At 71.4% G+C, this 12278-nt stretch carries 10 protein-coding genes and 1 tRNA gene; 2 read left to right on the top strand and 9 right to left on the bottom strand.

The annotated features are described in order from the left end of the window. Nucleotides 1-113: 113 nt before the first annotated feature. Both E1295_RS30075 and E1295_RS52575 read left to right on the top strand, forming a co-directional pair. Nucleotides 114-188, top strand: a tRNA-Val gene (locus E1295_RS30075). A 209-nt stretch (nt 189-397) separates the two neighbouring features. Then, a complete protein-coding gene (locus E1295_RS52575; protein WP_132635174.1) occupies nt 398-529 on the top strand; it encodes a DUF1737 domain-containing protein in 132 nt (43 codons plus the stop codon). Nucleotides 530-531: 2 nt separating this feature from the next. Here the strand turns inward: E1295_RS52575 and E1295_RS30065 are convergent, their stop codons facing one another. The 9 genes from E1295_RS30065 to E1295_RS30025 form a co-directional block, all read right to left on the bottom strand. Then, nucleotides 532-2550 (bottom strand): ATP-binding protein, encoded by a 2019-nt coding sequence (locus E1295_RS30065; protein ID WP_166427471.1) that lies wholly within the window; start codon nt 2548-2550, stop codon nt 532-534. A 173-nt stretch (nt 2551-2723) separates the two neighbouring features. Beyond that, complete coding sequence (locus tag E1295_RS30060) at nt 2724-3467, bottom strand: alpha/beta fold hydrolase (protein ID WP_132635168.1); 744 nt, start codon at nt 3465-3467, stop codon at nt 2724-2726. A 46-nt stretch (nt 3468-3513) separates the two neighbouring features. Beyond that, nucleotides 3514-4056 (bottom strand): dihydrofolate reductase family protein, encoded by a 543-nt coding sequence (locus E1295_RS30055; RefSeq protein WP_132635165.1) that lies wholly within the window; start codon nt 4054-4056, stop codon nt 3514-3516. Between the two features lie 55 nt (nt 4057-4111). Continuing rightward, nucleotides 4112-4801, bottom strand: a complete 690-nt coding sequence (locus E1295_RS30050; RefSeq protein WP_132635162.1) for a helix-turn-helix domain-containing protein — start codon at nt 4799-4801, stop codon at nt 4112-4114. 192 nt (nt 4802-4993) lie between these two features. Beyond that, nucleotides 4994-6859, bottom strand: coding sequence for an ATP-binding cassette domain-containing protein (locus E1295_RS30045; protein WP_132635159.1), 1866 nt, complete (start codon nt 6857-6859; stop codon nt 4994-4996). Further along, on the bottom strand, nt 6856-8769 hold the full coding sequence (locus tag E1295_RS30040) for an ABC transporter ATP-binding protein (RefSeq protein ID WP_132635156.1): 1914 nt from the start codon (nt 8767-8769) through the stop codon (nt 6856-6858). The genes E1295_RS30045 and E1295_RS30040 overlap by 4 nt, the downstream gene beginning before the upstream one ends. Next, the gene (locus E1295_RS30035; RefSeq protein ID WP_132635153.1) at nt 8739-9644 is read right to left on the bottom strand and encodes a glycosyltransferase; all 906 of its coding nucleotides are present in this window, start codon (nt 9642-9644) and stop codon (nt 8739-8741) included. Before E1295_RS30035 ends, E1295_RS30040 begins: the two co-directional genes overlap by 31 nt. Then, nucleotides 9617-10792 (bottom strand): pyridoxal-dependent decarboxylase, encoded by a 1176-nt coding sequence (locus tag E1295_RS30030; protein WP_166427470.1) that lies wholly within the window; start codon nt 10790-10792, stop codon nt 9617-9619. Before E1295_RS30030 ends, E1295_RS30035 begins: the two co-directional genes overlap by 28 nt. After that, complete coding sequence (locus E1295_RS30025) at nt 10789-12213, bottom strand: glycosyltransferase (RefSeq protein ID WP_132635147.1); 1425 nt, start codon at nt 12211-12213, stop codon at nt 10789-10791. The genes E1295_RS30030 and E1295_RS30025 overlap by 4 nt, the downstream gene beginning before the upstream one ends. Nucleotides 12214-12278 lie beyond the last annotated feature (65 nt).

Below are 12278 nucleotides of genomic sequence, written 5' to 3'. Positions count from 1 at the left end.
CCGCTGAGCTAATCGCCCGCCCTGCCTACCCACTTCTGATCACATCGCTTCGCCAGCAGGTGCCAGAGTGCGGTATGGTTTTCCCCGTCGGCACCAAACGGAGCCGGCAGGGCGGGCGATTAGCTCAGCGGGAGAGCGCTTCGTTCACACCGAAGAGGTCACTGGTTCGATCCCAGTATCGCCCACCACGAAGACGCAGGTAGCACGGGGTTTCGGAGTTGATCCGGGCCCCTTTCCTCGTGTCCGGGGACGATGGGAGCCCAGCCCGCGTGCCCGACGAGATCGGCGATGATCTCGATGGGCACGCCCTGGTCACGCATGCAGGTCGAGCTCCTCGATCGTCGGGCACGTCGGCAGTGCCGGCGCTGCCCGCTCCGCCCAACCGTAGGCTTGCGGCATGACCCACGCCGAAGACCTCCCGCGATACCGTCTCCTCACCGGTCCCGACGACGCTGCCTTCTGCCGAAGAGTCAGCGAGATGCTCCTCTACCGGAGGGCGAACGCGCCGCACACGAGCGGTCCGGTGTGATGTCAGGTGTCGTTGGTTCCGTACAGTTCGCGCTGCCAGAGGTCCTCGCAGATGCGTTCGATGCCGGTGGTCAGATGGCGGCGGTAGGTGGTGAAGGGCAGGCCGAGCCGTTCGGCGGCGGCTTCCTGGTTGGGGACGCCGCGCAGGTAGGTGATGTCGAGGGCACGCTGGAGCTTGCTCGTACGCGCGTCCTGGCCCAGCGTTCGGATGGCCCCTTCCAGGCGCTCCCGCAGGGCCTGGACAGGGTCGGGCTGCCCTGCGCACAGCCTGCTGCGGACAAGGGGATTGGCGGCCAGCGCGGAGGTATGTGACAGGTGCCGCAGGGCCTTGCGGACGGCTTCGGTGAACTCCGCCCGCGACAGGACCGCGAGTTCGGGTTCTCGAACCGAGGTGGCGTCGGTGGTCGTGTCGGCCGACATCAGCCGCTCCAGCCACACCTGTGCGGGCAGGGCCCGCCAGTCATGGGCGAACAGGGTGTATTCGCTGTCTCCCAGCCGTACATGCTCGTCGAGCTCGTACGGACTGTAGCGCCGGTAGTAGTCGACCCTGTGGTCGTCGGCGGGCACGGCCATGAACGACCAGGCCGTGCGTTCGGAGCGCAGGGAGTGACCGACGCCGCGCCATTCCATCGCCGTGGACAGGCCCTGGTTCGCGTCGCGTACCCAGATCCGGCCGACGCTCAGGTGCTCGCCCGGCCTCAGCGGAGCGACGGCGCGGGCATGGGACCAGGCGGCGGCGACGACCGGGTCGGCGGCGGCCTCCTCGTCGCCGGGCCGGTCCAGGCGGAGCCAGACGCAGACGCCGGCCAGCTCGCCGGTCGCGGTATGCCGGTAGAGGTGGAACGCCTCCGGCTGCCGGGCAGCCCAGAAGGCGACGGCGGCCGCCGACTCGTTGCCGTCGGCCTCGGCGACCAGAGCTACCGCGTTTCCGGTCTCCTCGAGCCGGAACACCTCCTCGTACACGTCGTCCTCCTGATGCCAGAAGTCCCGTCCCGGCGGGGACTTGCGATGGTGGCGGAGGTAGAACATGGAGCCGACGATCCGGAGCACGTTGCTGTCGGGCACGGTACGGACCTGGGCCATGAGGTGCCCCCCGATGCGCTGCCGCAGGTCGGCGTAGCGCTGCGGGTCGCGCCAGCTCAGGTCGGCCCGGAGGATCTCACGTACCACGTCGTGCGGGTGCAGTCCCAGCGTCCCCGACTCCATGAACGGCAGCCGCCGCAGCCATGAGAACAGAGTGGCCGCGTCGTCGTCGGGCAGCACCGCGCGCAGCAGGTCCTCGGTGGTGATGTACGTCTGTGCGCAGACCTCCAGCGCGTGCCGGTGCGCGGGACTCGGCACCTCCCCGACGAGCTGGTCGAGCAGGGTGGCCACCACGTTCTGGGCAGGCTTCCAGCGCGAGTTCGCTCTCTCGTCCTTGACCGCCACCGCGGCGCCCAGAGACAGGGCCAGCGGATGACCGCCGGCGAAGGCCAGCAGGGATTCACGCAGGCTGCCGGCAGCCACGCCGCGGGCCTCCAGCAGCGCCGCGGCGTCCACGGGCGAAAGGTCGCGCAGCGGCAGCACCAGCAGCGTGCCCGCCCAGGTGGGGTCGGCCTGCCACGTCAGGTCCGGCGGTAGGCGTCCGACCAGCACGACCAGCGCGCTGACCGGGATGCGGGGCAGGAAACGCTCGCGCAGCCAGCCTTCCAGACCCTGTATGTCCTCGAAATTGTCGACGAGGAGCACGGGACGCTCATCGGCGAACACGGTCTCGGCGGCGGACTCGAACGCGGCCGGGGACGGGCCCAGCGTGCGCCCATCCAGCAGCGTGACGCTCCGTCCCGCTGCCAGGGCCTGCTGCGCCAGCTGACGCAGCAGCGCCGACTTTCCGACACCGCCAGGACCATGGACGAACAGCACGCTGCCACTGTTCCGCAGCGCCGCGTCGAAAACGGCGAGCTCCTCCTGACGCCCGACGAAAGTCTCATTCCTCGCGGCCACCAGACGCTGCCCGAGCAGGTCGAAACCTGTGTCGTTCACCGATCGCATACCGTTACCACGACTTTCACCCGAAATCCCAGCCTTCATGATTTCGTAAGTGATGCAACCCCGGCCGGGGATGCGAAGCGGTGTGAGGTTGATCACGTGTGGTCGCCCTTCCGATCAGGCTGGTGGCCGTGCTCGCGGGCGTGCTCCCGCCCGCCGGGCTCTGATCACCGGCGCAGGAACGCGGTGACCATCGGCAGCACCAGGTCGGGCCGGATGACCTGCAGGTGCTTCGTGTCCGGCAGGATCGCCAGTTGCGCGTTCGGCAGCACCTGCTTCATCTCGACAATGTGCTCCAGCCGTACGAAGTCGGTGTCGCCGATGATGATCAAAACCGGCATCGTCAGCTTGGCCAGCTGCTCGTCGGTCCACCCTTCGAAATCGTGCACTGCCGGCTGGAATTTCATCACGGACGGGAGGAAGTTCTCGGGATTCGGCGCCACCTCGTCGTAGGCGCGTTTCATCGCCGCGGACTCCTCTTCGGTCGGCATCCGGGGCGAATGGAGCTCCAATGCCGTGATTTCGGGGTAATACGCCTCATTTCGGGTTGACCGGAAGTGTGAGGCCGCCAGCACGGCCCGGCCGACCCGGTCCGGGGCCGAGACGGCGATCTCGGTGGAGACCAGCCCGCCCAGGCTGTAGCCGAACAAGTCCGCCCGCTCGACGCCGAGATGATCGAGCAGCGCGATCACGTCCTCGGCGCACTGCCGGATGGTGAACGGCCGGTCGCTGTCGGCGGTGTGCCCGTGCCCCTGCAACTCGACGCCGATCACCTTCCGCTCAGCGGTCAACGCCGGCAGCAGTGAGTCGAAGCTCAGACGGAACGTGTACGCGCCGCCGTGCAGCATGAGCAGCGGCGGGCCGGGCCGATCGGCGCCCAGAACCTCGTAGTAGAGGTCGATGCCGTTCACCGAGGCGTACGCACCTTGAGTCATGTCGATTCCCCTCGCCGCCCGGCTACCGGCTGGGCCTGTAGGCCAGCACCACTGTGCCGTTACCGAGTTCGGTCACCTTCGTCAGTTCCATGGCGGTGGTACCAAGGCCGGCCAGCAGCGACTCACCGGATCCGGCGACGAACGGTGAGATGCTCAGATGCACTTCGTCGAGCAGCCCCGCCTCGACCAGCGCCCGGCTGAACGGGCCGTTGCCGTACTTCACCAGTGTGCCGTCGCCGGCCTCCTTGAGCTGCGCGACCGCCTCGACCGCGTCGCCCGCCAGCACCTGCGCGTTCCACGTGGTCTCGGTCAGCGTGGTGGAGGCGACGTACTTGGGCAGAGAGTTGATCTTGTCTGCGACATCGCCGGTCAGAGCCGGCCAGGTCTGGGCGAAGCCCTCATAGGTCACCCGGCCGAGCACGAGACCGGCCGCCGAGGACAGCAGCCCTAGCTGATAGGCGACGTGGTCGTCGTGGGGGACGACCTTCTGCTGCCCGGCCCACCACGCGTCGCCGGACATCTTCCCATCGATCGAGAGGTGGTCGTATTCGATCAGTTTCCGCACGGCGGGAGTCAACCATCCGGCGGATCGCCCCGTCTTGTATCGAACCGAACCCCCATCACAACGCCAGAAACGGGATGCCGGCCCTCAACTCGCTCGGGGTGTGACCGGTCGCCCACCGCATCGCCCGTGCGAGCTGCGCCTGATCGTAATAACCGCCGGCGGTGACCACGTCGGCGATCGACCTGCCCGCCGTGAGGAGTTGCGCGGCGTGCCGCGCCTGTTCGATGCTGGCGAGCTTGCGGCGGGAGATCCCGACGGCCCGGCGGAACCGGATCTGCGCGATCCGCTCCGACATGCCGCGTGGCCGTTCGCCGTGCCGGATCTCGTCGACGAGCGGGTCGAAGAACAACAAACCCGCACGCACCAGCCGGTCGACGAAGACGTCGACGTTCTGCGCGGTCGGCATCTCCCAGTCCCGGTTGTCCAGCAAGATCCGCCCGCCCGGCAGGGTCGGCAACACCGCGTCCCTGAGATCGGTCAGGCCGGAGGGCGGGTACAGCGGCAGGCAGGCACCGAGCCGCAACTCCACGCCGAAGAACTCCCAGCCCTCCAGGCACGTCAGCAAGGTCCCTTTCGTCTCCGGCCCGCGCACGTGCACCGTGAATCCGTCATCGCCCCGCGCGAACGCGATCATGCATGAGGCCTTGACCGCCGAGCTGAAACCGGTCGTGGCGTCACAGCTCGCCGACCACACCCGTTGCACCAGCGGGAGTTCGCCGGCCACAGCGTTGAAGATGAGCCCCACGCGGCGTGACTATAGACCACACAGGACGCAGGCCGCTGATCACCTCAGGAGGCCGCCCACCGCCGTTACAGGCAGTGCCATTCGATCGTGCTCGTAAGTCCCCGATCCGCTACCACCTGGGTGCACCAGTCGGAGCCCTGGGCCTTGAACAAGACGGCCGGGCCGGCCGGGCGCCGCTCGTGGTCGATGAAGCTAGCCCTGGCCCGGTTTCCTCCGCCCCGGGCCGCTGCCGGCGATCGGCTGGGTGGGGGCCTCGTTCGCCGGGTGCCGGTCGTCGAAGGCGTACGCGGAGGACTGCATCGTGAACAGTCCGGCGTAGGTCCGGCCGGCCGCCATCAGGGTGGCGTGATCACCGATCTCGGTCACCCGGCCCTCGTCGAGGACCACGATGACGTCGGCCGTGCGGACGGTGGACAGGCGGTGTGAGACGAACACCGTGATCGCGCCCACCGATCGGCCGATGCGCCTGGCCTGCGCGGCGTACCGTTCGAACACGGTGTGCTCGGCCTCCGGGTCGAGGGCCGAGCCGGGCTCGTCCAGGACGAGCAGCAGGGGAGCCTCGCGCATGAACGCGCGGCCCAGGGCGAGCTTCTGCCACTGGCCGCCGGACAGTTCGGCGCCGTCGGCGTACGACCGGCCCAGCTGGGTGCACAGGCCGTGCGGGAGGCGGGGGACGACGTCGGAGGCGGCGGCGCGCTCCAGGGCGGCGGCCACCACGGCGTCCTCGGTGATTCTCGGCAGGTCGCCCAGGCCGACCGCCTGCCGGAGCGTCAGCTCGTACCGTACGAAGTCCTGGAAACCCGCCGAGACGCGCAGCCGCCACTGGTCGGGTGCCACCTCGCGCTGGTCGACGCCGTCGAGCAGGATCCGCCCGCCGGTGGGCCGGTAGAGCCCGCACAGCAGCTTGACCAGGGTGGACTTGCCGGCGCCGTTCTCGCCCACCACGGCCACGGTGGCGCCGGCCGGGAGGGTCAGCCGGACGTCCGTCAGCACCGGCCGCGTCGTGCCGGGGTAGGTGAAGCTCACGTCCTCCAGGGTGATCCCCCGGTCGAGCCGGTCCGGGGGGTCGTGGCGGGCGGCCGCCGGCGGCTCCGCGACGGCGGCCGCCAGGTCGTCCAGCCGCCGGTGCGCGGTGGCCATCCTGTGCAGGTCCTGCATCAGCCGGACGGCGGTGGTGACCTGCTGGTTGACCTGTACGGCCAGCACGACGACCAGGACGACCCCGCCCGGCGAGGCGCCCCCGGACACCGCGCTCCGGACGGCGACGAGCACCGCGCCCGTGTACCCCGCCGCGAACGTCACCAGTCCCGCGGCCCGGATCACCGTGGCGGTGAGCTGTCCTCGCCACAGCCGCCGGGTCGCGGTCCCCCACAACCGCGCGTGGCGCTCGCGCAGCTCGGGCCCGAGCGCTGAGACCCGCAGTTCGCCGCCGTGCCGGGCCGTGGTGGCCAGGCGGAACAGGTTCAGCGCGATGCGGGTCGGCTCGGCCGAGTCCTGCCGGGCGCGGTCCATGGCCCGGTCGGCGAGGCGTCCGGCGACCAGCGGCGGCAGCACGGCGAGCGGCAGCAGCAGGAGCAGCGCGCTGACCCCGGCCAGCAGGATCGCGGTGCAGGCCATGGCGATCGCGAGGCCGGCCGCGCTGACGACCGCGCCGAGACCGGTGTGGAAGCGGCGGCTCTCCCGCTGCAGCACGGTGAACGTGTCCGCGTGTTCCGGCCGGTCGTGGTGGGCCGTCCTGGGCGTTCCGTTCGACAGCGCCGCCAGCCGCAGGTCGAAGTCGATCTCGGCGAGTTCGGACAGTTCGAAGTACGCGACGTGCGCGAAGTGGCCGAAGGTCAGCGACACGACGGCGAACACGGCGACGCCCGCTCCGGCGAGCGCCGCGGCACCGGATCGGCCCGCGAGCAGGTCGTCGGTCATCGCACCCAGGCAGGCGGCCAGGAGCGGAGCGGACGCGGCGCCGGCGAGCACCAGGGCGAACGCGGTCACGGTCTTGCCGCGGTCCGCCCGCCAGGCTCCGCCGACCAGGCGCCGTACGGTGCGGGACACCTCGTTCACGTCGGGTCTCCCGTGTATTCGGCGAAGCGGTGGGCCTGCAGGCGGAACATGTGCGCGTACCGGCCGTCCAGCGCCATCAGCTCGTCATGGCCGCCCTGCTCGACGCAGCGGCCGCCGGCGAGGACGACGATGAGGTCGGCGCGGCGTACGGTGGCGAACCGGTGCGAGATCAGCAAGGTGGTCGCGCCCTGGGTGAGCTCGGCGAACTCGTCGAAGAACCGGGTCTCGGCGCGGACGTCGAGGCTCGCGGTGGGCTCGTCGAGGACGATGACGGGGGAGCCGTGCCGCAGCGCGAAGAGCGTACGGGCCAGGGCGATCCGCTGCCACTGCCCGCCGGACAGGTCCGCGCCGCCCGACAGGTGCCTGGCCAGGGGCACGTCGAGACCGCCGGGCGCCGGGCCCAGCACGGCGGGCACCCCGGCGGTGCGCGCGGCGGCCTCGATCCCCGCTCGGTCGTCCAGCGCGTCGACGGCGCCGAAGCCGATGTTCTCGGCCGCGGACACCTCGTAGCGGGCGAAGTCCTGGAAGACGACGCTCAGCTTCCTGCGCCAGGCCGTCACGGGGAAGGACGCGATGTCGGTCCCGTCGACGCGGATCGTGCCGCCGTCGGGGTCGTACAGGCGGCACAGCAGCTTCACCAGCGTCGACTTGCCCGCGCCGTTCATGCCGACGATGGCGGTGCACCGGCCGGCCGGGATGGTCAGGTCCAGGCCGTCGAAGACGCGGCCCCGCCCTCCCGGATAGCCGAAGCGGACCCGGTCGAACCGGATGGCGTGCACCGGGTCCGGCACCTCGCGGACCGGGGGGCCGGCCGCGCTCTCGCTCTCCCGGCCACCGGGGTAGGCGTCCTCCCGGCCACCGGGGTAGGCGTCGATCCGGGCGGCGAAGCGTTCGGCGGCGTCGTACGCGCGCAGGCCGACCTCGGTCTGCAGGTCCACCTCCGCGTAGTGCTCGCCGAGCCGCAGCGCTCCCAGGGCCGCCTGCATGACGATCAGGAAGCCGGTCATGGTGAGCCGGTCCGCCGCCGTCGTGCCGACCGTCCAGAACACGGCGACGGTGACGGCGGTCCCCGCGGCCGTGAACCAGACGAAGGGCCACACGTACGCGCGCCGCCGGGCCGCCCACAGGGGCCGCAGCCACCCGCGGTAGGCGTCCTCCAGCATCCCGGACAACCACCGGATGAGCCCGAACACCCGGATCTCCTTGCCGGCGCCCGGCTCGATGACGAGCCGCCGGAGATAGTCGATCCGGCGTTCCTCGTCCGCCAGAGAGACCCGCGCCCGCGCGTAGCGGCGCAGGCCGCCCCGCTGGCCGTGGCGGAACAGCAGCACCACCCCGCCCAGCCCCAGCGCGGCCCACCAGGAGAAGACCGCGCCGACGGCCACGAGGCAGCAGCACAACTCGGTCACGCGGACCAGCAGGGCGAGCGCTCCGGCGCAGGCCTGCCCCGGGCTCTGGACGCCGTACTCCAGTTCCCGCGACGCCAGCCGCAGCGCTTCCAGGACCCGCTGGTCCTCCAGGGCGGCCAGGCCCCGGGGGCGCAGAGCGGTCGCCATCAGCCGGTCGTACATGAGGCCGTCCACCCGGCGCGCGGCGAGCTCACCCAGCGACTCCTGCAGCGGCGAGAGGATCTCGCGCAGCAGGAACGCCGCCGCGGCGACCGCGAACGCCGTCAGCAGCCGGTCGAACGCGGGCGACCCGGCGCCGGCGGCGACGGCGGCGGGCACCTCCGCCAGCAGGTGGGCGGCGGCGACGACGAAGACGACCGGCAGCGCGCCGAGCGCCAGGTTCACCGGCACCATCGCCGACAGGAGCGCCGGCCCCGTCAGCGGAACCAGCCGGACGACCTGCCACCGCGGGTCCGGGCGCGGCACCGCGCTCACGTCTTCCCGGCCAGGTAGTCCGCGCATGACGGCACGTCTAGGAAGCGGGCGACGTCGTTGAGGTTGAACGGGTCGATGGTCGGCAGCGGCAGGAGGAGCCGGGTGAGCGGTGTCCGGTACTTGTCGGCGATGTAGCGGTAGTTGAGGGCGCAGCTCTCGATGTTCTGGTCCGCGTTCTTCTCGTGCGGGTAGTGGATCGAGCTCGCCTGCCGGTTCAGGACGAACCGGGCTCCGTCGCGGTGCAGCCGGTACGCCAGGTCGATGTCCTCCCCGCCCCAGCTGCGGAACGCCTCGTCGAACGCCCCGATCGAGCGCAGCTGGGCCGTGCGGGCCGAGGCGTTGCAGTTCCAGTACACCGTCCACGGCGCGGGCAGGTCACCGATCCGGTCGCCGTGCCGGACGTAGAACTCCTCCCGCAGGTCCAGCCGCCCGTCCTCGGCCAGCCGGGCGATGCTGGCGTCGGGATCGGTGACGTCGACCGTGGCCTCGATGAGCTGGGCATCCTCGTTGTCCAGGTTGAAGCCGTAGGCGTACCCCACGACGGCCGCCGGGCCGGAAGCGGAGGCGTGGCTGTCGAGATGCGCGCTGAGACAGCGGGAGTGGGCCAGCACCCCCGAGTCGATGAAGACGCAGACGTCGGCGCTCGCGTGCGCGATCCCCACATTGCGGGCGGCGGCGAGCCGGTACCCCTGGTCCTCCTGGTAGTGGTAGCTCACCGCGAGCCGGTCACGGTAGCCGTCCACGACGGCCGCCGAGTCGTCGCTCGATCCGTCGTCCACGACCACCACCTCGAACCGGTCGCGCGGCAGGTCCTGGCGGGTCAGCGCGTGCAGGGTCCAGTCGAGCAGACGGGCGCGGTTGTACGTCGGGATGATCACACAGCACGTGAGGGAGTGGTCCATGGCTGGCCGTCCTTGATCGGTTCGGGGATCGCGGCGCCGACCGCCGCGACGAAGCGGTCGACGCGGGAGCGGGACACGCCCGGGGTGCAGACGATGTGGCTGACCCCGCGGACCACCGGGAGCGCCCACGTCTCCAGGACGGCGCGCGGCGGCGCCGGGAACACCACCGTGCGGGCATGGCGGTGCGCCCGCCAGGCCGGCCAGCCGGCGGAGACGAGCCGGCGCTGGGCGTACTCCGCGGTGGCCCGCCCGGCCTGTGCCAGCTCCCGCAGGCCGCTGATCCCGCGCTCCTTGAGCAGGTACCAGAGGATCAGGGCGGCATGCCCGTTGCGGGAGCTGGCGAAGGAGTCGGAGGCGCCGCACAGCAGGTCCGAGGTGCCCGGGTGCCGTGCCGGGAGGGTCCTGGTCATGACGACGCCGCACGGGAACGGCGCCCCGAGGAACTTGTGCCCGCTGATCGACAGGCTGTCGGCCCCCTGCGCGTGCAGCCCGAACACCGGGCGGCCCTCGGCGTGCAGCGCCAGCGGGATGCCCGACATGGCGGCGTCGGCGTGGAGGTGGTACCGCTTGCCGGCGGCCGACAGCGCGGCGCGGATGCTGCGTACGTCGTCCACGGCCTCGGTCAGCGTGGTGCCGATCGTGGCCACCACGATCGCCGCCGGGTTCGGGTCGGCCACGAGCCGCCGCATCAGGTCGGTGTAGCTCATCTCGCCGCGGACGTCGGCCGCCACGGCGACGTTCTCCATGCGCAGCATGCCGGCGTTGCGGGCCACGCAGGGGTGTGCCGTCCTGGAGTGGTACACCTTCGCCCGTGGGTGCTTCCTCCGCGCGAGCCACAGGCCGTACAGGATGCCTTCGCTGCCCCCGTTGGTCACGTGGCCCCATGGCCGGGCCGGGCAGGCGCCGAACAGGCCGGCCAGATCGTCGACGAGTTCGCGTTCGAGGTCCTTGGTGTGCCAGGAGAAGACAGGGTCGGACTCGGGGTCGCCGTAGTTGTTGAGCTCGTGCGACAGGAAGGGCACGAGCGGCTGGGGAAAGGCCGCCGACCAGCCGGGGAAGCCGACCTTGTGGCGTTCTGCGGCGGTGAGCCTGAGCAAGCGTTCCGCGACCGAGTCCGCGAGCCGGAAACTGCTGCTCAGAGTGGTCACCGGTGACCCCTCGGGGGGACGGCCACCTGCTCGCGCGTGGGGGGCGATGCCGCGACACCCCCGGCGACGCTGCCGGCCGCGCTGTCGGGGACGCTGCCGGCCCTGCTGCCGGCCCTGCTGCCGGCCCTGCTGCCGGCTACGAGGCCGGCCACCGTGCCGAACGGGTCGAATGCGGCGATCTCCGCGCGCAGCCGCCCGGCGGCCGCGCGGTACCCCGGGTCGCCCAGCACGGCGACGACCGCCTGACGAACCTGCTCGGGCTCGGGACGTCCGGTACGCAGGTCGATCCCCGCGCCGCTCCACTGCACCCGCGCCGCCACCTCGGGCTTGTCCTCCGTGTCGCCGGCGACGACCAGCGGCACCCCGTTCTGCAAGGCGGCGTGTACGCCGCCGTAGCCGCCGTTGGTCACCAGGACGCTCGCCGACGGCAGCAGCCGGTCGAACGGCACGTAACCGGCGACGACGGCGTTGGCCGGACGTTCAGGGAGCAGCCGGGTGAAGTCCTCCGGGCCGTCGGGGCGGGCCGTCGCCGCGACCACCGTGACGTCGGTGGCGGCGAGTCCCCGCACCGTGGGCAGGATCAGCTCCGAGAGGTCCTCGTTGGCCAGCGTCCCCTGGGTCACCACCACGACCGGGCGGTCCGCCGCGGTGACCGCGGGCCACCACCGCGGCGCCGTGAAGGAGTCGCTCGACGGCTGAGGCAGCGCCCCGGCGCACCGGAACGAGGCGGGCGCGTCCGAGCGGGGGTACTCGAAGCCGGGCACGGTCAGCTGCAGATAGTGGTCGGGCCCGGCGACCGCGCAGTCGAAGATGAACTCGGGGAGGTCGCAGCCGATGGCCTCGAAGACGCTCACGGTGTCCTTCTGCAGTCCCGCGTACGCTGCGAGCGTCTCGGCGTTGAGCCGGCGGTTGCGCTCGCGGCCCTCGGGGCCGGCGAGATACGGGATTCCCGGGCCGAACGGGGGCACGTCCTCGCTCAGCAGCATGGGCGGGAGGACGCCGAGGCAGATGGTGGTGGGCCGGACGCCGTCCGGTGGTCGCAGCGACAGCGGCAGGGCGCCCAGGAAGACGGTGTCGTGAACGAGCGCGGTGGCGGGAAAACGTTCGAGCAGGGCTTGGATCCGGCGGTACTGCGCGACCGCCGCGTCCGCGAACACCCGTTTCCAGAAGAAGATGTGGTGGCCGTAACCGGTGCCCGCCTCGGCGAATTCCGGAAACGCCGCCGACATGTGCCGGTCGTCGAAGTCGGCCTCCTCGGGGAGCGCTGCAAAACTCGGTCCGGCTGATTTCACGGTCGCGGCGAAACGTGCACCCGTCAGGAAGAGCACGTCGTGACCGCGGGCTTTCATGTCTTTCGCGACCGTGAGCAACGGGGTCACGTGACCGTGGAACGGTGTCGCCGCGAACAGGACTTTCGCCATCAGCTGCTCCAGGAGTTCGGGGGACGTGCGGCACCGGCCGGTGATCGGGCAGCGTCTCCGCCGGC

This window comes from Nonomuraea mesophila (genome assembly GCF_004352805.1).
Lineage (GTDB): Bacteria > Actinomycetota > Actinomycetes > Streptosporangiales > Streptosporangiaceae > Nonomuraea > Nonomuraea longispora.
This window is presented reverse-complemented; position numbering and strand designations above follow the sequence as displayed.